Genomic DNA, 20668 nt, shown 5'->3' with positions numbered 1-20668 from the left:
CTCGGCGTACGACGCGAAGCCGTGGGCAGGGGCCGTCCCCAGGGGGCGGACGGCAGCGTCGAGGACAGATGTGCGCGGGTGGCCCGGGAGGTGCTCGGCCTCGCCGAGTTGCGGCCCGGCCGGCTTGGGACGATCGCGGCGGCGCGAACGCTTCACGTCGGCGAGGCTCGCGCGGGGACACGCTCGGTGAGTCCGGGCCGATGCCCGCGGTGTGACGCCGGCGACGACCGGCCGCCGGGACGCGGAGGTCGGCCGCCGCTCGGGAGCGGCCTCGGCGTGTTCGGAGGGAGGGCGGAACAGAAACCGGAACGGATGATGGGATGATCCGACCCTGTATCGGTTGTTTCTATGATCCGTCACTACGATCATCGGGAACTTTGTTCCCGAATGTCCAATAGGAGTGCTGGTGGACAAGCCGATACTGCAGATCATCGTCGCGAGCACCCGCCCTGGACGGGTCGGCCTGCCCGTCGCCGAGTGGTTCCGGGAACGCGCCGTCGAACACGGCGGCTTCGAGGTGGAGCTGATCGACCTCGCCGAGGTCGACCTGCCGTTCATGAATGAGCCGAACCACCCGCGGCTGCGGCAGTACATTCACCCGCATACCAAGGAGTGGAGCGCGACCGTGGACCGGGCCGACGCGTTCGTGTTCGTCACCCCCGAGTACAACCACGGCTTCAACGCCGTGCTGAAGAACGCCCTCGACTACCTGCACCAGGAGTGGGAGAACAAGCCGGTCGGATTCGTCAGCTACGGCGGCGTCGCGGCCGGCACCCGGGCCCTGCAGATGCTCAAGCCCGTCGTGGCCGCGCTGCGGATGACGCCCGTCTTCGAGGCGGTCAACATCCCGTTCGTCGCCAAGCTCCTCGACGGTGAGGGACGGCTGCGGCCCACCGACGTGATGGACCAGAGCGCGGACGCGATGCTCGACGCGCTCACCCGGCTGACCGGGGCGTTGCGGCACCTGCGCGTCGCCGCCACGGCCGTCTGACCCCGGTTCGGCCACTGTCCTTCCCGGGCCGGCGACGCCGGCGATCCGCCGGCCCGGGAACGGTGGAAGAGAAGAGATCCGCGCGGCGCCTTCAACGTCCCCGGATGATCCGGACGTCCCAGAGGAGCGGCGTTCGCGGCGGACGCCTCGTCACACGTTCTCCCAGACGGCGTTCTTCAGGATCCTGGCCAGCCCGGGAGTGGCCCACTGGTCCACGATCAGGATCTTCTCCTTGGCCAGGTACCACTCGTGCTGCTTGAACGTCGACTTCTGCGCGCCGGTGGTGTACGAGACGCAGCGGCCCGGCCAGACGCGGTAGTGCGCCTTGTGGGCGACGCCGATGTTGCGGCTGCTCACCACGATCGCCTTGCCGAGGACCTGTCCGTACTTGGGATTCGTGCGGCAGGGGGCCACATCCGAGGTCGGGTAGAAGGGGCCGTTGACCGGGTTGTAGCGCTGGAAGCCCTCGCCGCCGGTCTTGAGCGCCTTGGGGCCCATGACCCAGAAGCCGTCGCACTTCGGCTCGAAGAAGTCGCCTTTCGGGTTGCGGCAGGCGCCGGTGATGACGTGGACCTGGTCGGCCGTGCCGTACACGCGCCACTTGGCGGGAATCTCCAGCGTCAGGCCGGCGCGCAGGCGCAGCAACTGGGTGCCGGAGGAAGCGGCGGCGGACGCCGAGGCGGGCGCCTGCGCCAGCAGGGCCGCGGCCCCGGCCACGGCGGTCAGAGCGATCATCTTTCGGAACATGCCAAGGACGCTATCGGCGTGCTTTTGGCACCGACTTGTAGGTGACTTGTGTGCCGATCAGGCCGCTTGGTCCGAAATAGCCGTCATATGGGACTCGGTACCGTGCACGGACGGGGCTCGGAGCGTACACGCGGCGATCGAACGGCACATGTCGTCACCGGAGCCGGGGAACGGTGGGCGGCCGTCGCCTCCCCGCTCCTCTTGGTAATTCGTGATTAAGCGGGACAATCTGCGATGTGACGACACATATGACCAACTGGGCGGGCAACATCGCCTTCCGGGCCGCGCGGCTGCTGCGGCCGTCCTCGATCGGCGAGTTACGCGCCGTGATCGGGAACGCCGCCAAGGTGCGCGTCCTCGGCAGCGGCCACTCCTTCAACACCATCACCGACACGCCGGACACCCTCGTCTCGCTCGACGCCCTGCCGCCCGAGCTGGAGATCGACAGCGCGGCGGGCACCGCCCGGGTCGCCGCCGGGATGCGGTACGGCGAGCTGAGCCGCCGCCTGCACGACAAGGGGTACGCGCTGCCCAACCTGGCCTCCCTGCCGCACATCTGCGTCGCCGGGTCGTGCGCGACCGGCACCCACGGCTCCGGCGACGGCAACGGCGGGCTCGCCACCTCGGTCACCGCGATCGAGATGGTGACGGCGGACGGCGACCTGATCACGCTGAGCCGCGCCGACGACCCCGACCGCTTCCCGGGGGCCGTCGTCGCGCTCGGGGCGCTCGGCGTCGTGACCGCCATGACCCTGGAGCTGGTCCCGGCGTTCGAGGTCCGGCAGCGGGTGTACGAGGGGCTCCCGGCCGCCGCGCTCGACGACGGCTTCGACCGGATCATGTCGTCCGCCTACAGCGTCAGCCTGTTCACCGACTGGCGCGCCCCGCGGATCCGGCAGGTGTGGCTGAAGAAACGCGTGACCGGGCCGCCGGAAGCGGAACCGCCGCTGGTCGCCGGGCTCGGCGCCACGCCCGCGGACGGGCCGCGCAGCCCCGTCCCGGGGATGGACGCGGACAACTGCACCGCGCAACTGGGCGTCCCCGGCCCCTGGTTCGAACGCCTGCCGCACTTCCGGCCCGACTTCACCCCGAGCAGCGGCGACGAGCTCCAGTCCGAGTACATGGTGCCCCGGCGGCACGCGGTCGAGGCGTTCCACGCCCTGGCGGACATCGCCGACCGCATCGCCCCCGTGGTACGGATCGCCGAGATCCGCACCGTCGCCGCCGACGACCTGTGGCTGAGCCCCTGCCACGGCCGCGACACCGCCGCCTTCCACTTCACCTGGGTCAAGGACCAGCACGCCGTCCTGGAGCTCCTACCCCTGATGGAGGAGCGCCTCGCCCCGTTCGACGCCCGCCCGCACTGGGGAAAGCTGTTCACCATCGCCCCGGACGCGCTGCGCACCCGCTACGAGCGCATGGACGACTTCCGCGCCCTGGCCCGCGCCCTCGACCCGTCCGCCAAGTTCGCCAACGAGTTCATCACACGCCACCTCTTCGACGGCCGCTGAGCGGCCTCACTCTCCGCAGTCGATACGACCGGTCGGCGCGGCCCCGTCCGGCCCGCCGGCCCGTCGGCCCACGCGGAGCCGTACTCGGCGGCGAGCCTGTCCTGGAGGCGGGCGTGGCGAAACTGATAGACGGGTCCGACCGTGCGCAGCACGCCGCGCTCGTGCGCGTCCTTGAGGATACGCATGGCGAAGACGGGGAAGCCGCCCCCGCAGAGCTGTGGCCGGGCCGCCGGGCGCGCGCCGCCGCACCGGTCGATCCGGCGGTCAATTGGTGCGGGTGTTGGGTAGGTGGTCGCCCAGGTAGCCGATCCAGATCTTGCCGGTGGGGCCGCCCGAGTCGTCGTGGAAGTACATGCGGGGGGCGGGGTAGCCGACGGCGCGGAGCTTGATGTGGGCCTCCATCAGGATCCTGCCGCTGGGATCCAGTTCGGGCGGGACGCGGAACGTGCGGGCCGTGCTGTACTTGGCGCGGTTCGTGACCGACTGGGACTCGTGCATGGCGAGCATTCCCGTGGGGATCGTGTAGCGGTCGGCGGAGCCGTTGGCGCACCAGTCGTAGAAGCCACCGGAGAACTCGCCCGACGAGCGGGCGCGGGCGAAGTCGTCGAGGGCGCGCAGGGCCATCCAGGCCTTGACGGCCCACGCGCGGCTCCAGTCCGGGTACTGGTTGTCGAGTTGCCCGGCCGCGTTGGGGTCGACGCAGATCCGCACGTACGGCAGGCGCTCACCGGCCTCGATCAGGGCCGCGGCGAGGCTGTCCGGCTCGAAGGCGTCGTCCTCGATGGGCATGCCGTACGCGGGCTGGCCGGCTTCGGCGAGTTTGCGTTCCAGGTCGCGGACGCGGGCGGTGAGCCTGCGGGTGTTCTGGACCTCATCGGTGTAGTCGGCGAGGAGCAGGTCGTGGTCCTTGCGGAGTCGCTCCAGCAGTTCGGCGGGTGAGTCGCAGGCTTCGGCGAAGGTGGCGTCGGCCTTAGCGGCGTCGGCCTGGGTGGCGTCGGCTTGGAAGGCGTTGGGGCGGAACGCCTGCGCGGTGAGCAGATCGCGGAGCGCGTTGACGTGCACGGTGAGCACTTTGAGCTGGCGGGACAGTCGCGCGATCTCCTCGCCGGCGGCGGCGAGAGTGAGGGCCGACTCCAGTTCGGGGCGCAGTTCCTTCACCACGGTGTCCGCGACGGTCTGGGCGAGGGCGGGCGCGTCCACGGCGGCGGCGGCGGAGGGGGCGGGCGGGCCGGTCGGTTCGGTGAGGTCCGGCGCCGTCGCCGGGGCCGGTTCGGACCCGGCGTTTGGTTCGGGGCAGGCGTCGCCGGGGGCGCGGGAGCCGTTCTCGCCGGTCTCCGGCTCGCCCGTCGGCTGTTTGGCGGTAGCCGGGGAACCGGGCCGCACGAGGGCCATCATGGCGCGGCGCAGGTCCTCCCTGGCGGGGTCGACGGCCGGGCGGGGCGCGGCGATCGCGTCGGCGATCGCGCGGGGCTCGGCGCGGCCGGCCAGGACCTTTTTGACGGCCTGCAGCGTCCGTTCCACCTCGTCGGGCAGCGCGCGGCGCGCGGTCTCGCCGATGACGCCGTCGATCACCCGGTCCAGGGCCTGGTCGCCCTGGCTGCGCAGGGTGGCTCCGCCCATGACGCGGTGCCGGTTCGCATAGCGTTCCGTGGTCGGGTCGAAGGGGGCCAGGTAGGTGCGGATGCCTCCGCCGAATACGCGCAGGTCCTCGCCCATGACGTCGTTGAAGCGCTCCTGGGCGCGCACGTCGGCGAACCGCGCCACGATCGCCGCCCCGGCCGTGGCCTCGCACAGCCGGGCCGCGCGGGACGGGGCCGCGGCCGGGTCCCTGGGTTCGATGGAGACGACCACGACCGGTACGCGGCGGCGGCGCTCGGTCAGCGTCTGGACGAATCGCTGCACCTCTTCCTCGTCCACCACCACCGGGCTGTCCTCCAGGTGCACCCCGCCGTCGGTGATCCTTGCGGTCCGCAGGTAGGCGGGGAGGAAGCCCGGGGCGTTCGCCGTCACGTGCTCGTCGTCGCCGGTCTGCTCGACGGTCACCACCACCCAGCCGGTCATGCCGGGCATCGACTCGGTGTAGGTGACCACGGTGAGCAGCACGCCTCCGGCGCAGGGCTCCTCCAGCGTGTAACGCCCCGATCCGTTCCGGCGCTCCACCCGCAGTCGCGCGCCCTTCACCTCCTGCTCGTCACGCGCCCGCCCGGCGTCGATCGGCGGGAAGCCCTTGTCCGATACCCAGTCCGAGTACGTACGGCGCAGCCGGATCGAGATCGGAGGCGTCGAATCCCGCAGAACCGCCTGGTACAGCTTCATCGTGCTCGCCGCCATCGCAGATCACGCCCACCTGTCGCCTGGCGTCGTCGGCCTGCTGTCGCGCGCGGCGCGTATGCCCGGCCGTAGGGGGAGGGTGGGGGACATGACGTGGCCGGTCGCCCGGCCGGGTCGCGGCCGACGCCGCCCCGCCGGGCCGGTCCGTTTCCGGCGTCCGGCGTGTTTCGGGCATTGGCAGTGGCCGGGTAGCCACGTATCCGAGGGGCGGAGTGGGGTGGCGGCCTGCTGGGTATGGCCGGCGGACGCGCCGTCGCCTGGGGAGGCTCCAGGCGGTGCGGGCGAGACCGCGATGATCCGGCCGGAATAGGTATTGTTTTCTCCGCTGATGCCGCTTTGCACGGACGTGCTCCTAAAATTGGGGGGGTTAAGGCGCCCACGCTAGAAGCGAGATGATAGTCGCTCGGAGCGCTCGCGGGTAATAATGAACCCCGTTCAGGATAACCCTTCCTCATAAGCCATGACGATAAGCTGCTATCTGCGCTTTTCGGGCATGAAGGGGATAAGTCTGACATGTGATCGTCTGACCCTCGTGCCGAGGCGAGTGCCCGCACTCGCCTCCGCGCGCTGCGGGCCGGGCGGACGATCGCCTTCACGTCGGCCGCGTCCCCCGCGCGGCGACAGCGCCGACGAATCCGGGCGGCGGCGATCGGCTCGGGCAGGGGGCGGTTTGGGCCGGGCGGGCCCCGTCGGTCGTTGGCCGAGACGGTCCTCGGCGGGCACCTTGGTCCTTATGCCGATCTGTATGCGTGCTTAATGCCTCATGCTGAATTAGTTCCTATTTAGGCGGCCTTTCAGATGTGTCTCCGGCAGGATGCCGATCTCCTGTGGGTCGATTCGGCTCGAATGATCTTCCATTATGGAGGTCGGCGTCAGGACATAGTGAGCAAAGTGTCGTACCGCTATGAGTCGGACGATTCGAAACGGCCAGGATCGTGGCCGCGCCTCGCATGTGATCGCCCGGCGGTCCGGCGCGCTCCCGATGCGGCTGTTCCGGCGTTGGATCGCCGGAACGCCGTCAACCGGAACCGACGGACGATCACCCGTCGCCCTGCCAGCCGTCCTCGTCGACTCGGAAACCGCCGTCCCGCGAGGGCCCGGCCGGGCGCTGGGAAGGCGATGATCCCATGCGTCGGCGGGCGTCGGCGAGGTAGTGATCGAATTCCTTCCTGGCCTCGTCCGCCCTGGCGGCGGCGCGGTCCGGAAACGCGCGCTCCCAGGCGTGGAAGGCGTCCGTACGCAGCCGCCGGTAGGCCTCGGCGAGGGAGACCGCCTCGTCGCGCAACGACGGCCAGTCGGCCGGGGCGGTGCCGGGGATGCGCCGGATCAGCTCCGCGCCGCGGTCGTCGAGTGCGCGCAGGCGGTCGGCGAGCTGAGAGATCGTTCGCGGGGACGGCGGCCGGAGCCGGGGGCCCTTGGCCCGGGATCCGGACGAGGGCCGGGAGGCGGAGCGGGGCGATGCGGGGTCGTCGCCGGGCTCGAAGGAGAGCAGATCGCGGACGTCGGCACGGGGCTGCGCGGCGGTGGACTGCCATTCCCCCAGCGCCGTGACAAGGGCGCCGAACCGCTCGTAGTCGGCCGTGAGCGCGGCGCCGTCCGCCGACGGATCCGGCGCGTCGAGCGCCAGACCGTCGACGCGCTCCCGCTCCCGGTCCAGATCGGCCATCCGATCGGCCATGGCGGCGGCGAGGTCCGGCTCCCACCGGGCACGCAGACGCTCGAAATCCTTGCGCGCGGAGTCCGCCCGCCACCGCATCGTGGACCGGCGGTACGCCCTCTCGAGACGCAGCCGCCTGCTGACCAGCCGACGAGCAACGGCCAGCCCGGCGGCCAGGGCGAGGACGAGCAGCCCACCCAGAGCGATCATCATGGTCGAGGTCATCTCGCCGTCCCGGGTCCTGGAGCGGTCTCCGCCCGCCGTCGCCGTGAGCACATGGTGCCGCACGCGACGGGCCCGGAAAAGCCCCGCTCCTCCGGTACGGCCTCGCCGGGTGGCGCGGATGCCGCAGAGGCGGTGGACGCAGACGGTCTGTGGCCTCCGCCCGCCGCTTTGGGGCGCGGCGAAGCGGCGGGGGAGACCGCCGCAGGATCCGTTTACCCCTCCGATACGGCCTCGCGGGCCGTGCGCAGGACGACGACTCCGCCGGGAGGCAGCCGCAGCCACCCGTCGGCAGGGTGTTCTACGCCGGTGAGCAGGTCCACGCCGCCGCCGCGCAACCACGCGGGCTCGCCGGTGTGATTGAGAGCGAACAGATAGTCGGCCTCGGGAGAGCAACGCCGTACCACCTCGACGCCCGCGGTGGCCTCGGCGGCGGGGGAGACGCCGGCGTCGCCGACGACGCGGGCGAGCAGGGCGGCGGTGGCGGCGGCGTCGAGCTGGGTGGCGACGTACCAGGCGCGGCCCGCGCCGTGGTCGTTGACGGTGACGGCGGGGACGCCGGCGAGCGGGCCGTCCGCGTAGTGGGCGACGGCGTCGGCGGTGGTGGTGGACAGCAACTCGGTCCAGACCGAGGCGGTCCACCGAGGGGCGGGGGCCACCGGGTGGACGGGGACCGTGGCACCGGGCGGCAGCGGGAAGAACTCCTCGGCGCGTACGCCGAGCACGGTGCGGAAGGCCCCCGGGTAGCCGCCGAGGCGGACGTGGTCGTTCTCGTCGACGATGCCGGAGAAATAGGTGACGAGCAGATGGCCGCCGTTCTCGACGTACGCGGTGAGGCGGGCGGCGGTGGCGTCGGTGGTGAGGTGCAGCGTCGGGGCGAGGATGAGAGCGTAGCCCGACAGATCGGCCGATGGCGGGACGACGTCGACGGTGATGCCCGCCCGCCACAGCGCCTCGTACCAGCCGAGGGCGATCTCCCGGTAGCGGACGAGCTCGCTGGGGTGGGAGTCGAGCTCGGCGGCCCACCACGCCTCCCAGTCGAACAGCAGCGCCACCCGCGCCGACACCCGCGAGCCGGCGACCTCGGCGAGGGCCGCCATGTCACGGCCGAGGGCGACCGCCTCCCGCCACGTCTTGGAGTCGGTGCCCGCGTGCGGCAGCATGCCCGAGTGGTACTTCTCCGCGCCCGCGCGGGAGGCGCGCCACTGGAAGAAGCACGCCCCGTCGGCCCCGCGGGCCACGTGCGCCAGGCTGCCCGGCTTCAGCGCGCCGGCCGGTTTGGCGAGGTTGACCGGCTGCCAGTTGACGGCGCTGGTGGCGTGTTCGAGCAGCAGCCACGGACGGCCGCCCGCGATCCCGCGGGTGAGGTCGGCGGAGAACGCCAGCTCGATCTGCGGGTGGGCGCGGGCGCCGTCGGGGTAGTGGTCGTTGGCGACGAAGTCGACGTCGTCCGCCCAGGTGGCGAAGTTCATGTTCTTCGTCTCGCCCATGATCATGAAGTTGGTGGTGACCGGGACGTCCGGGGTGAGGCGGCGCAGCACGTCGCGTTCGGCCCGGAGCTGGGCGCGCAGCTCGTCGGAGCTGAAGCGGGCGAAGTCGAGCTGCTGGGTGGGGTTGACGTACGAGGCGGCCAGGCGCGGCGGCAGGATCTGCTCCCAGTCGGAGTAGACCTGGCTCCAGAAGTCGGTGGCCCAGGCGGCGTTGAGGCGGTCGAGCGTGCCGTACCGGTCGCGCAGCCAGCGGCGGAACGCCGCCGCCGACACCTCGCAGTAGCAGCGGGCGTTGTGGCAGCCCAGCTCGTTGGAGACGTGCCAGACGGCCAGCGCCGGGTGCGAGCCGTACCGGGTGGCGAGCTTCTCGCACAGGCGCAGCGCGTGCTCGCGGTAGACGGGGGAGCTGGGGCACCAGGCCTGCCGGCCGCCGTGGTGCATGCGGTGGCCCAGCCGGTCCACCGGAAGGATCTCGGGGTGGGCGTGGGTGAGCCACGGGGGCGGCGAGGCGGTGGCCGTGGCCAGCGAGACGGCCACGCCGCCGTCCCACAGCAGGTCCAGCACCCGGTCGAGCCAGCCGAAGTCCCAGGTCGTGGCCGTCGGCTGGAGGCGGGCCCAGGAGAACACGCCGACGCTCACCAGGTTGACCCCGGCCTCGCGCATGAGCTTGACGTCCTCGGCCCACACCTCCTGCGGCCACTGCTCGGGGTTGTAGTCGGCGCCGTAGGCGAGGCCGGTGGGCTGGGGCCAGCGGATCCAGCGGTGGGGCATGTCCATCCTTTTCTGCATATTCGGTACGGCTTTCGCGGCGATACCGGCCATGACTTCCGGGCCGACCGCCCAGGCGGGCCGTGTCGAGGGCCGCGCTCGCGAAGTGATCACCGGGTGGCCGTGCGGTGCGGGCCGCCGAGAAGGCCGTCGCGGGAGATGCGGCGTCGAGATCGGTCGCCGGAGCCGGCGTCCGCCGCACGACCGTCCGGCCGATGCCCGGGGTGCGCGGGCATCGGCCGGAGGGGGACCGGCCCCGAGGCGGCGGCGGTCGCCCGCAATCGGCGTCCGCGGTGGCGGGACGGCCGCGTCACGGCCCTCGGGCGGGTGACGCGGCCGGGCCGTCATGACCCGGCGGCGAGGGTGAAGCCCTGCTGCCCGCCGTACGTGGTGATCTGCTGCTGCCAGGAGCTCAGCCCGCCGGCGATGTCGCCGTTACCGGCGATGGCCTGGCCGACGGTGTCCTTGAAGACGCTGTTGGCGTAGACCTGGAACGGCAGGTACTGCCAGCCCTTGCCGACCTGCGCCGAGCCCTCGGCGAAGATCTTGTTGGCCTGCTGGTCGCCGAGCAGCGGGAGCTTGGCGTCGAGGAAGTCGGGGCTGTTGAGCAGCTCCTTGGTGGCGGGGAACAGGCCGGAGGCGGTGTTGAGGGAGCGGACCGCGTCGGGGTCGGAGTTGAGCCACTTGGCGAAGCCGACGGCGGCGAGGGCGTTCTTGCTCTGCGCGAGCACGGCGACGCTCGACCCGCCGTTCTCGGCGTTGACGGGGGCGGAGGCGTCCCACTGCGGCATGGGGGCGGCGCGCCACTTGCCCTGCGTCTGCGGGATCGTGCTCTCGATCGCGCCGGGGGCCCACGCGCCCGCCATCCACAGGGCGTACTTGCCGGAGGCCATGCCCTGCCACCAGGCGTCGTTCCAGCCGGGGGCGGGATCGACGAGCTTGTCGCGGACCAGGCCGGACCACAATTCGGCCCAGCGCTTGGTGCCCTCGTCCTGCAGGTTGACGCGTACGGTGGTGGCGTTCTCGATGGCGAACGGGCGGCCGCCCGCCTGCCAGATCAGGCTGTCCACGCCGCCGGCGTCGCCCGGGTCCACGCTGGTGATGAAGTTGCCGGGGTCGTCCTCCTTGATCTTCTTGGCGGCGGCGGCGAACTCCTCCCAGGTGGCCGGGGGCTTGAGGCCGAGTTTGTCGAGCACGTCCTTGCGGTAGAACATCGCCATCGGGCCGGTGTCCTGCGGTACGCCGTACACGCCGTTGTTCACCGTGACCTGGGCCCAGGCCGAGTCGGTGAACAGGTCCTTCCAGGAGGCGGCGCCGTACTGGTTGAGGTCGACCACGGCCTTGGAGAGCGCGAACTGCGGCAGCGCGAAGTACTCGATCTGCGCCACGTCCGGCGCGCCGCTGCCCGCCTTGATCGCCGACTGGAGCTTGGCGTACTCGTCGGCGGATTGGCCCGCGTTCACCAGGTTGATCTTGACCTTGGGGTACTTCTGCTGGAACAGCGCGATTGTCTTGTCGACGTTGGGCACCCAGGACCAGAACGTCAGCGTCGTGTCGGTCTCCAGCGCCTTCTCGATGTCGGCGTCGGTGACCGTCGCGGCCTGGGACGGCGCCGCGCCGCCGGGCTCGGCGGGGCTCGGCTGGCCGCAGGCCGTGAGGGCGAGCAGGGACAACGCGACCGCGGCGAGGGCTGGCTTTCGCATGGTGCCTCCCTAGTTTGTGCAGGGATGGGGGGATGGAGTGCGGTTACTGCTTGACCGCGCCGGCCGACAGCCCCGACTGCCAGTAGCGCTGGAGGAAGAGGAAGGACAGGATCAGCGGGACGATCGCGATCAGCGAGCCGGTGATCACCAGGTTGTAGACGGCCTGCCCGCCCGCGGCGCTGCCCCGCTGGCTGTTCCACAGGTTGAGCCCGACGGTGAGCGGGTACCACTCCGGGTCGCTGAGCATGATCAGCGGCAGGAAGTAGTTGTTCCACGTCGCCACCAGCGTGAACAGCAGCACCGTGACCAGGCCGGGCCGCAGCAGGCGCAGCGCGATCGAGAGGAAGATGCGCAGCTCGCCCGCGCCGTCCAGGCGGGCCGCCTCGATCATCGAGGTGGGCACCGCGTCGGCCGCGTACACCCTCATCAGATACAGCCCGAACGGGCTCGCCAGCGCCGGGATGATCACCGCCCACGGGGTGTTCACCAGGCCGAGCCGGGTGAACAGCAGGAACGTCGGCACGGCCAGCGCCGTCGTCGGCACCGTGATCGCCCCGAGCACGATGGCGAACAGCGCCTTCGAGCCCGGGAAGCGGTACTTGGCCAGCGCGTAGCCGCCGAGCGCGCAGATCATCGTCGCCCCGCCGGCGCCGACGACCGCGTACAGCACCGAGTTGGCGAACCAGCGGCCGTACGCGCCGTTCTGGTAGGTGAACACCTGCCGGATGTTCTCCACCAGCGCGAAGTCGTCGGCGAACCACAGCCCCGAGCTGGAGAACAGCCCGGCGTTGCTCTTGGTCGCGCCGAACAGCAGCCACAGCAGCGGCAGCACGCAGTACAGCAGCATCGCCAGCATCGGGAGGGTGAGCATCGCCCGCTTCACGACAGCCGCTCCCTGCGCCCGGCCGTGAGCTGCACGGCGTACGACACGACGATGGTGACCAGGCCGAGCACGACGGCGATCGCCGCCGCGTAGTTGTACTGCTGGCCGTTGAAGGCCAGGTTGTAGGCGTACATGTTGGGCGTGTAGTAGGTGGTGATCTGCGCCGGGGCGAGGGCGGCCAGCACGTTCGGCTCGTTGAACAGCTGGAAGCTGCCGATGATGGAGAAGATCGTGGCGAGCAGCAGCGCGGGGCGCATCGCCGGGAGCTTGATGCTGACGGCCTTGCGGATCTCGCCCGCGCCGTCGATCTCGGCCGCCTCGTACAGCTCCCTGGGCACCACGCGCAGCGCCGAGTAGAGGATCAGCATGTTGTAGCCGGTCCACGACCAGGTGCTGATGTTGCCGATCGAGACGAGGATCCACGACCCCGACAGCGCCGCGCCGCCGAACAGGCCGAAGTCCTCCCCGTACAGGTAGCCCCAGATGAACGTGGCCACCACGGCGGGCACCGCGTACGGCACGAAGATCCCGATCCGGTAGACGCCCGACGCGCGCAGCCGCCCGCTGTCGATCGCGAGCGCCGCCAGCGCGGCGAGCGTCAGCATGATCGGCACCTGCACCACCAGGAACAGCGCGACCCGCCCAAGACCGACGTGGAACAGCCGGTCGGAGAACGCCGCGGCGTAGTTGGCCAGGCCGACGAAGACGTTCCCGCCGACGAGACGGTCCTGGTAGAGGCTCAGGTACAACGCGTACGCCAGCGGCGCCACGATGGCGATCAGGAAGATCAGGCAGAACGGGGCGCTGAACGCCCAGCCCGCCCAGTGGTACCGCACCGCCCGCCCGCGCGGGCGCTCCCGAACCCCACGGCGCCTGCCCACCCCGGCGGTGAGCGGCTTCGCTGCCATGCGGCACCGCCTCCTCGGTCGAATGTTAGCGCTGCCATGGATGTGAGCCATGAGCATCACAGCCCGTCCCGGTCGCGTCAATAGGTTCGCGTCGTGAACAGGAAACTTTTCTGTAACGCGGGGGAGGTGTCGCGTCGGCCTCAGGTAGTAGGCTGTTAGCGCTGCCATCGATCACGTGCTCGGGGCGTGATCGATGGCGGCTCGTCATGGCACGATGTCCGGCGACGTACGGCGACGTACGGGGATGTCGGGCAGTGTCCAGGCATGTCCAGGCATGTCCAGGCATGTCGGGGGATGTTTCGGCGACAGCACCAGGGGAGGGGCGCGGGTGACCACCGTCGACGGCGGCTCCAGGGCCGGCAGGGGGCGCGGCCACGGCGCGCCGTCGATGGCCGACGTGGCCCGGCTCGCCGGCGTGTCGGCGCAGACCGTGTCCCGAGTGGCCAACAACCGCAGCAACGTCGAGGAGGCGACCCGCCAGCGCGTGCTGAGCGCGATGCGCGACCTCGGCTACCGGCCCAACATCGCCGCCCGCGCGCTCGCCACCGGCCGCTTCGGCACGATCGGCGTGATCAGCTTCTCCCTCGACAGCCACGGCAACGTACGCACCCTCGACGGCATCGCCACCGCCGCCCGCGAGGCCGGCTTCTCCATCAACCTCGTCGGCATCACCACGCCCACACACAAAGAGGTCAACGACGCCTACACCCGGCTCAGCACCCAGGCCGTCGACGGCGTGATCATCATCGAGGCGGAGGCGCTCGACACGCCCTCGCTGCTGCTGCCGCACGGCGTCCCGGTCGTCGTCGCCGACGGCCACGGCCGCCAGGACCACCCGGTCGTCGACTCCGACCAGGCCGCCGGCGCCCGCCTCGCCACCGAGCACCTGCTCGGCCTCGGCCACGACACCGTCTGGCACATCGCCGGCCCGCCCGACTCCAACTCGGCCCGCCACCGCCACGCCGCCTGGCGGCACACCCTGGAACACGCCGGGCGCCCCGTCCCACAGGTCCTGTTCGGCGACTGGACCCCCGAGTCCGGCTACCGCCTCGGCGCCCACCTCGCCACCCGGCCCGAGGTCACCGCCATCTTCGCGGCCAACGACCAGATGGCACTCGGGGCGATGCACGCCCTGCACGAGGCGGGCCGTACGGTGCCGGGCGACGTCAGCATCGTCGGCTTCGACGACATGCCCGAGGCCGCCTACTTCTGGCCCAAACTCACCACGATCCGCCAGGACTTCGCCCGCGCGGGCCGCCTGTGCGTCGACATCCTCCTAGAGCAGATCCGCACCCGCACCCCCGCCGCCGGCGTCGTGCACACCGTCCCCGTCGAACTCGTCGTCCGCTCCAGCACCGCCGCCCCCGCTGACCGCCACCCCGGCGCGGATCCCCCCTTTCCCGATACGGCCCCGCCACAATGAGACCCATGACCGCTCACCTCCCCCTCGCGCCGCGGACCGCCCACCCCGCCGCGGAACTCCTGGACTACTACGTGGTCACGGACGAACACGGCGACCCGGAAGGGCTGGTCGTCGAGGAGTTCGCGTACAACGACGACCACACCGCGGCCGGCATCGACGGCGCGGCGTGGACCCGGGAGGAACGGCTCTGGTGGAGCTCGGCGGACCTCACCCGCCGCATGCGCGCCGACCCGGAACTGCGCCGACGCGTCTCGGCGACGACCCGGCGCGAGGCCGAGGCCGTCTACCGGCGGCTGAGCGGCGACGACCTGCCGGACGAACCGAACCTACGCCTGTCCTTCCGCGACCGCCTCGCCCTGAACACCGCCGCGCCACTGCTGCTCGGCCCGCCGGAAAAACCGGAAGGCTTCACCGAGAAACGCGTCTACCGAATCCTCTTCGCCGGCGAACTCACCAACGACCACCTCCACGACCTGCGGCACCTGTGGCGGATGACGATCCCCGACGACGGCCCCGCGCCGACACGAGTCGCCGGCACGGCCCACGCCCACATCGGCGACGACGTATTCACCTGGGATCTTCGCCGAATCGGCCCGCGCGTGGCCTGGAGCCTCGACGTGACCGTCCACCTGCGATCCCCTGCCGATGACACCGTCAGGTCACTGCTCCGGGAATTGACGACGCCGATGCGCCATGCGGGGCTCATCCCCGTCACGGTGGAGCGATTCTCCTGATACCGGGAGACCGCGGGCCAGCCCACCAGGCGCGGGGCAGGAACACAGCTGATGTCACAACCGCCCGATAAAGAGAACGGAAATCACGCGACGTCCCAGCGGCGGTCACAGTGGGCGGTATGGCGCTTAAGTAGCAGAAGGTGTCGCCTGATGCGCGCACTGGTACGCAAGGGTGGATTGAGGGGATACACCAGCACCTCATTCGGGAATTGCAGGTGAAATGCCGGCTGGTCATGATGCACGGTGAGGACGCACCGTTTCGATGGAAGGCCGGCGGATGACCGACCAGAGTTCGGAAGACGTCAGGGGGAGGGGCTTTCATCCACCGGATGGGTATCTCCGCCTGCGCAACGGGATCGTGGCGTTCGCCTGCGGTGACGCGCTCGGCGTTCCCTGGGAGGGCAGGGTATCGGCGGAGATCGACGCGGCGCGCCTGGAGGAACTGCCGCGTCGGTGGGGCTGGCCGCGCGGCGCCACCTCTGACGACACCGAGCAGCTTGTTCTGCTGGCCGAGAATCTGATCGCCACCGGCGGCGCCGGAGACCCGTACGCCTTCCTCGCTCGCCTGGCCGCCGTCCGGAACACGATGCGGGGGATCGGCCCCACCACCCGCCGGGCGATCGAGCGCTTCACCACCACCGGCGCGCCGCGCACCCACGAAGGGTCCTCCAACGGGGCGGTCATGCGCGTTCTGCCCATCGGGTGGGCCACCCGGCCCGCCGACGCCGAGCGGCGGCGGGCCCTCGTCGGGAAGCTGACCATGACCACTCACGGCGCACCCGCAGCCGTCGCCGGCGCGTGCGCGGTGGCGGCGATGGGCTCTTACGCCCTGGAGACCCGCCGCGTCGAACGGCTGACCGCCCTCGCTCTGGCGGAGATCGAACGCTTCGACCTCGGAGCCGCCGCCCTGCCCGTGCGGCTCGCGGCCGAAGGCGCCTGGAGCCCAGGTCCCCAGGGCGTCACCCTGGACGTGCTCGACACGGTGGCCGCCGTTCTGCATGTGCTGCACACGATGCGTGACACCGCCGACCCGACCGAGGCGATGCGGCGGGCGGTCCTGCTCGGTGGCGACACCGACACGGTCGCGGCCATCGTCGGCGGCATCCTCGGCGGCCTCCACGCCACCCTGACGATCCCCTGGTCGATCGATGTCGAGATCCCCGCGTCGCTCGACGAGCTCGCCACCGGTCTGTGGGAGATCAGGAACCGGTTCTGATCCATGTCCTGCGCACGCGCCGCGCCGTACGGCGGAGGGATTCCGGCACCGGCACGGCTCGTCGCCGCTCCTGCGGTTTCGGTGGCTATCGGTGGCTATCGGAGGCGGACTTCGTCCGGCTTCGAATTGGGCTCCGAAGTCAATGCGGTGCCCTTATTGCCCGTCGCCTTGGCCCTTGGGGGCGACCGGGCGGGTTTGGCTGAGCCGGGATCACGCGTCTCTCGACGTGAGGGGCTCTTCCGGGTTTCTGCGGTGGACGCCGTGCGCGTCCTGCTCAGAGGGCCGAGCTGAGGATTCCCGAGAGGAGGATTCCCGAGAGGCACGGACACGGCGACGACCGCCCGCCGGGCGACGACCGGTCACCTGGCCGGTCGTCGCCCACCCTTACCCCGCGTCCTTCGGAATGTCCCCTGGTACGGGAGCGAGTTCGGCGGACAGCAGGCGGTCGAAGGCGCGGACGGTGCGGCGCATCCGTTCCCTGTCGGTGTAGAAACCGATGTCCATCGCCAGACCCCAGAGCAGGTCGCCCACGACCTGTGTGATCGCCTCGGTGTCCACGTCCGGCGCGATCTCGCCTTTCCGCTGGGCCGCGTCCAGCGTCTCCCACACGAAGTCGCGCGCCGTCTGCAACGGCAGGAGGGCCTCGTCGCGAAGTTCCGGATGCCGGGTGGCGTCCACCGTGGCGGTGATGAAGAAGCGGACGAACGTCCGGTCGGTCCACCCGAACTCCGCGGCCGCCTGCACCATCATCATCACCCGCCGGTACGCCGGCCCCTCCACGGCCGACGCCCGACCGATGATCTTCTCCACGGCCACCTCCTGCACGGAGGCGAGCGCGGCGAGGTAGAGATCGCTCTTGCTGGAGTAGTAGTTCGCGATGGCGTTGCGGGTCAGCCCGGCGTCCTCCGCGATCTGCTTCAGGCTGGCCTGGTCGAATCCGATGGTGCTGAACACCTGCCGGGCGCTATGGAGGATCTTCGCCCGTGTTTCGGCGCTGTCGGATCCGGGCGGGCGACCGGGGCCACGCCTCCTGGTCGGGCCACTCACCCGGCGTATCCTACGGGATCTCGCAGCGCCCCGATCCGGAACACGCCAGGAGGGACCCCGCTCCCGCTCCGCCTGACGGACTGCCCGTTCACAGGCCCGCCTGACCGGCCTACTCGGGCTTGTCGCCGAAGAGGTCTTCGGGCGTCGTCACCGTGGCCGACCGGCGAACCAACTCCTCCAGCAGGGCCACGTCGGTGCAGTCCAGGACCCGCGCTCGGACCGCCTCGGTGACGGCGAAGCCCCGCGCCTCCAGGACGGTCAGCACCGCCTTGGCCTCGCCCTCGGCGAGACCCTCGGCCCTGCCGTCCTCCCGGCCCTCGCCGTAGTGCTTCTTAGCGTAGGGGCTGTAAACCGGCCAGGTAGTGGCCATGATCTCCTCCAGTAGGTTACGGATCTCCGACGAGGACATGCAGTATCCGTACTCATAGTAATACGGAATGTCACCGTCGGCCTTGGTCTGCGCGGCCTCGACGAAGGCCTGGGCCACGGACCGGTTTCGTCCGTAGAGCGCCACCGACATGAGCGACAGGAGGGGATTGACCTTCATCTCCGTCGCGTCGGTGATCACCGGGATCTCGCGCGGGCCGAGGACCTCCGGGGTCAGGGTGTAGGTGGCCAGGGTGGTGGGGATCGGCTCGGCGGCCTCGGCGGCGACCGCCGCGTCAGGGCAGATCACCAGCACGATGACGGGGCAGTCGAGGCGCAGCCAGAGGGCCGCGGCGTAGCGCGGCAGCATCGCGCGCTTCTCCGACATGGGGCCGTTCTGGACCTCGATGATGATCGCGAGGACCGGGTTCTGGCGCGGGCCGACCGTGAGGACCAGGTCGGGGTGCAGGGGACGCGACGGCCGGTCGTTGAGTTCTACCGGTGCGACCTGAACGCTCAGGCCGCGGGGGATGTCGACGCCCAGCCGATTCCGGAGGACGTCGATGGCCAGTTCTGGATGCTCGCGCAGCAGTTTGGCGAGCGTGTCGTGAAGGATTGCAGGCATGTCACGTAAAGCTACACCATGAACACGGTAGGTGTTGGCAAATCCGGAGTCGCTTTCGCCTTCGCCTCCATGCCCTGGTCAGGGCCCTGAGGGCGGCATGTGTCCAAGGTTTCCGACTCGCTGATCATCTGCTTGTCACGATATTTCCGACATCCAGGCGTCCACCGCCGCCTCAAGGTCGGCGGCGGCCTGGCGGAGCAGGTCGCGGCCGTGGTCCGCCGTCGCCCCGGCGGGGTCGCCGAGCACGCCGTTCGGGCTGACCGCTCGGACGCCGTGCTCGCGAAGGGCGGGCATGAGGGTGATCAGGCTCTCGGTGGTTCCCGCCTTGGCCCGGTCGAGGCGAACCCGTGCCGGGTCCAGCGCCAGTTGCACCGACGTCTCGGTACGGCCCGCGTGCCAGTCGCCCCGCCACTTCGGGGACCAGGCGAGGACCTGACGGCCCTCGTAGCGCAGGCGGCGGACCGCTCGCGCCACCGCGTGGGCGTTGCCGCCGTGCCCGACGACCAGCAGCATCGCGCGGAAGGTCAGCGACGCCGACCGGCCCAGCTCGATCAGGAGCGACTCCAGCGCCTCGTGGCCGATCGACAGGGTGCCGGGGAAGGCCGCGTGCTCCCCGCTGGCGCCGTAGGGCAGGGGAGGGGCCACCACGACATCGGCACGGCGGCGCGCCAGTTCGGCGGCGAGGGCCGTGGCGACGTCGGTGTCGGTGGAGAGCGGAAGATGCGGCCCGTGCTGCTCGGTCGACCCGACCGGCACCGCCAGGATATGGGCCGCCATCTGTTCGGCCTCCGGCCAGGTGTGATCGGCGAGCGAGGTCATTAATCGAGCACCGGGTCGCCGTCCCCGGACGCGGCCGTACCGGGGGCCGTCGCACCGGGGGCCGCCGTATCGGGGGTCGCGGCGGCATCGGCGGCCAGGTGGCCCGTGCGCCGCAGAAAGTCCAGCAGCGCGTCGGCCGCCTCGCCCGCGCCGACCGGCCCGATCACCGTGGGCGGCTCGTGCGTGGCCAGCACTCCGGTGAGTTCCAGCAGGCGTTCACGCGCCGTGGTCCCCACCGGCGGCGGCACGATCCGGGTACGGGGACGATACGGCCGAGCCCGGCCCACGGCGACCCCCGCGACACCCCCGGCCACCGGCACGGCCGAGAGCGGAACGGCGGCGGCCCCGGCGGCGAGCAGGCCGGGAAGTCCCGCGCGGCGGAGCCGTACCCCGGCCGCCTCGACCGAGCACACGGCGGGCCGCGGGACACGCAGACGCTCGCGGCGTCCCCCGTCGAGACGCCGCTCGGCGATCAAATGATCGGCCCCGGCCTCCAACCGGACCAGGCCGAGCGCCTGCGCGGCGCCGAACTCGCGGGCGAGATACGCGGGCAGCGCCCCCGTACCCCGATCGGCGGAGCGATCGCCGGTGAGGACCAGACCGGGATCCGCCCCGCCCGCCGCGACCCGGATGGCGGCGGCGAGCGCCGCCGCCAGGGACCGCTCATCCTGCGCAAGGTCGGCCACATACCGCTCATCCGTGTACGACCCCGCCCGTTGCGGCCCATGGCCCGCGGACCCGCCCGGCCACGGCACGCGGAGCACGTCCACACCGAGCGCCGCCACCTGCCGCAGCACATCGTCGCCCGACGCGTCGGACGCGGTGACCGCGAGCACCCGGCCCGACCAGACCTCCGCCACCCGGAGGCCGTACTCCAGCGCGGCGGCCTCGGCGGGCGGCAGGCCGAGCATGCCCACGTCGCGGCCGACACGCCCGGTGAGCGGATCGACCCGGGCGGCCGGATCGGCGGGCCGCAGGCATACCACGATGAGAGGGCCGGACGCCCCCTCGCCCGCGCCCGGCGCGGTGCCATCCTTGCTCATCGAGCACCTCCAAGGGTGACTGTGGCGGTACGGGTTCTCGCGCCTCGAACGTCTCGGCCGCCTGTTGGTTCGTGCAGCGCGGTACGGGCTTGGCGGGTTGTGTCCAGCCTGTCCGCGTGACGTTCGCCGGGCTTTCGCCGATGGGCTCGTGGCCAGGTCGGCGAATCCCACCGGCCGCGGGCGG

The 20668-nt window shown here is 71.3% G+C and carries 16 protein-coding genes; 5 read left to right on the top strand and 11 right to left on the bottom strand.

Features of this window, described 5'->3' with window-relative positions:
- Positions 1–406: 406 nt before the first annotated feature.
- Positions 407–991 (top strand): NAD(P)H-dependent oxidoreductase, encoded by a 585-nt coding sequence (locus AB0K60_RS36045; RefSeq protein ID WP_364065833.1) that lies wholly within the window; start codon positions 407–409, stop codon positions 989–991.
- A gap of 150 nt (positions 992–1141) precedes the next feature.
- On the opposite strand, the gene AB0K60_RS36040 is transcribed toward AB0K60_RS36045, so the two are convergent.
- Entirely contained in the window at positions 1142–1726 is a 585-nt protein-coding gene (locus tag AB0K60_RS36040) for a hypothetical protein (protein WP_364065830.1), read from the bottom strand.
- A 248-nt stretch (positions 1727–1974) separates the two neighbouring features.
- On the opposite strand from AB0K60_RS36040, the gene AB0K60_RS36035 reads away from it, so the two are divergent.
- The gene (locus AB0K60_RS36035) at positions 1975–3249 is read left to right on the top strand and encodes a D-arabinono-1,4-lactone oxidase (RefSeq protein WP_364065827.1); all 1275 of its coding nucleotides are present in this window, start codon (positions 1975–1977) and stop codon (positions 3247–3249) included.
- Positions 3250–3513: 264 nt separating this feature from the next.
- On the opposite strand, the gene AB0K60_RS36030 is transcribed toward AB0K60_RS36035, so the two are convergent.
- The 6 genes from AB0K60_RS36030 to AB0K60_RS36005 form a co-directional block, all read right to left on the bottom strand.
- Positions 3514–5580, bottom strand: a complete 2067-nt coding sequence (locus tag AB0K60_RS36030) for a hypothetical protein (protein WP_364065824.1) — start codon at positions 5578–5580, stop codon at positions 3514–3516.
- 1039 nt (positions 5581–6619) lie between these two features.
- The gene (locus tag AB0K60_RS36025; protein WP_364065821.1) at positions 6620–7462 is read right to left on the bottom strand and encodes a hypothetical protein; all 843 of its coding nucleotides are present in this window, start codon (positions 7460–7462) and stop codon (positions 6620–6622) included.
- A gap of 212 nt (positions 7463–7674) precedes the next feature.
- Positions 7675–9726, bottom strand: coding sequence for a beta-galactosidase (locus tag AB0K60_RS36020; protein WP_364065819.1), 2052 nt, complete (start codon positions 9724–9726; stop codon positions 7675–7677).
- A 335-nt stretch (positions 9727–10061) separates the two neighbouring features.
- Complete coding sequence (locus tag AB0K60_RS36015) at positions 10062–11420, bottom strand: sugar ABC transporter substrate-binding protein (protein ID WP_364065816.1); 1359 nt, start codon at positions 11418–11420, stop codon at positions 10062–10064.
- 43 nt (positions 11421–11463) lie between these two features.
- On the bottom strand, positions 11464–12303 hold the full coding sequence (locus tag AB0K60_RS36010) for a carbohydrate ABC transporter permease (protein ID WP_364065813.1): 840 nt from the start codon (positions 12301–12303) through the stop codon (positions 11464–11466).
- On the bottom strand, positions 12300–13211 hold the full coding sequence (locus AB0K60_RS36005) for a sugar ABC transporter permease (RefSeq protein ID WP_364065810.1): 912 nt from the start codon (positions 13209–13211) through the stop codon (positions 12300–12302). The genes AB0K60_RS36010 and AB0K60_RS36005 overlap by 4 nt, the downstream gene beginning before the upstream one ends.
- Before the next feature lie 328 nt (positions 13212–13539).
- Here AB0K60_RS36005 and AB0K60_RS36000 point away from each other — a divergent pair, with 328 nt between their 5' ends.
- The 3 genes from AB0K60_RS36000 to AB0K60_RS35990 all read left to right on the top strand — a co-directional run bounded on the left by AB0K60_RS36000 (position 13540) and on the right by AB0K60_RS35990 (position 16584).
- Positions 13540–14634, top strand: a complete 1095-nt coding sequence (locus AB0K60_RS36000) for a LacI family DNA-binding transcriptional regulator (RefSeq protein ID WP_364065807.1) — start codon at positions 13540–13542, stop codon at positions 14632–14634.
- Positions 14635–14639: 5 nt separating this feature from the next.
- Complete coding sequence (locus AB0K60_RS35995; protein WP_364065804.1) at positions 14640–15368, top strand: hypothetical protein; 729 nt, start codon at positions 14640–14642, stop codon at positions 15366–15368.
- 277 nt (positions 15369–15645) lie between these two features.
- Positions 15646–16584, top strand: coding sequence for an ADP-ribosylglycohydrolase family protein (locus AB0K60_RS35990; protein ID WP_364065801.1), 939 nt, complete (start codon positions 15646–15648; stop codon positions 16582–16584).
- 384 nt (positions 16585–16968) lie between these two features.
- Here AB0K60_RS35990 and AB0K60_RS35985 read toward each other — a convergent pair whose 3' ends face one another.
- The 4 genes from AB0K60_RS35985 to AB0K60_RS35970 form a co-directional block, all read right to left on the bottom strand.
- Complete coding sequence (locus tag AB0K60_RS35985; RefSeq protein WP_364065798.1) at positions 16969–17631, bottom strand: TetR/AcrR family transcriptional regulator; 663 nt, start codon at positions 17629–17631, stop codon at positions 16969–16971.
- A 109-nt stretch (positions 17632–17740) separates the two neighbouring features.
- Positions 17741–18622 (bottom strand): hypothetical protein, encoded by an 882-nt coding sequence (locus AB0K60_RS35980; RefSeq protein WP_364065795.1) that lies wholly within the window; start codon positions 18620–18622, stop codon positions 17741–17743.
- A 135-nt stretch (positions 18623–18757) separates the two neighbouring features.
- On the bottom strand, positions 18758–19441 hold the full coding sequence (mftE, locus tag AB0K60_RS35975; RefSeq protein ID WP_364065792.1) for a mycofactocin biosynthesis peptidyl-dipeptidase MftE: 684 nt from the start codon (positions 19439–19441) through the stop codon (positions 18758–18760).
- On the bottom strand, positions 19441–20484 hold the full coding sequence (locus AB0K60_RS35970) for a mycofactocin-associated electron transfer flavoprotein beta subunit (RefSeq protein ID WP_364065789.1): 1044 nt from the start codon (positions 20482–20484) through the stop codon (positions 19441–19443). Before AB0K60_RS35970 ends, mftE begins: the two co-directional genes overlap by 1 nt.
- Positions 20485–20668: the final 184 nt, after the last annotated feature.

The sequence above is a fragment of the Thermopolyspora sp. NPDC052614 genome (genome assembly GCF_040678635.1).
Taxonomy (GTDB): Bacteria; Actinomycetota; Actinomycetes; order Streptosporangiales; family Streptosporangiaceae; genus Thermopolyspora.
This window is presented reverse-complemented; position numbering and strand designations above follow the sequence as displayed.

Bases quoted from the DNA above. Each gene is read 5' to 3' on its own strand.
- AB0K60_RS35990 (WP_364065801.1), top strand. From the start codon at position 15,646: ATGACCGACCAGAGTTCGGAAGACGTCAGGGGGAGGGGCTTTCATCCA.
- AB0K60_RS36030 (WP_364065824.1), bottom strand. From the start codon at position 5,580: ATGGCGGCGAGCACGATGAAGCTGTACCAGGCGGTTCTGCGGGATTCG.
- AB0K60_RS35995 (WP_364065804.1), top strand. From the start codon at position 14,640: ATGACCGCTCACCTCCCCCTCGCGCCGCGGACCGCCCACCCCGCCGCG.
- mftE (WP_364065792.1), bottom strand. From the start codon at position 19,441: ATGACCTCGCTCGCCGATCACACCTGGCCGGAGGCCGAACAGATGGCG.
- AB0K60_RS36020 (WP_364065819.1), bottom strand. From the start codon at position 9,726: ATGGACATGCCCCACCGCTGGATCCGCTGGCCCCAGCCCACCGGCCTC.
- AB0K60_RS35980 (WP_364065795.1), bottom strand. From the start codon at position 18,622: ATGCCTGCAATCCTTCACGACACGCTCGCCAAACTGCTGCGCGAGCAT.
- AB0K60_RS36005 (WP_364065810.1), bottom strand. From the start codon at position 13,211: ATGGCAGCGAAGCCGCTCACCGCCGGGGTGGGCAGGCGCCGTGGGGTT.
- AB0K60_RS36025 (WP_364065821.1), bottom strand. From the start codon at position 7,462: ATGACCTCGACCATGATGATCGCTCTGGGTGGGCTGCTCGTCCTCGCC.
- AB0K60_RS35970 (WP_364065789.1), bottom strand. From the start codon at position 20,484: ATGAGCAAGGATGGCACCGCGCCGGGCGCGGGCGAGGGGGCGTCCGGC.
- AB0K60_RS36015 (WP_364065816.1), bottom strand. From the start codon at position 11,420: ATGCGAAAGCCAGCCCTCGCCGCGGTCGCGTTGTCCCTGCTCGCCCTC.
- AB0K60_RS36040 (WP_364065830.1), bottom strand. From the start codon at position 1,726: ATGATCGCTCTGACCGCCGTGGCCGGGGCCGCGGCCCTGCTGGCGCAG.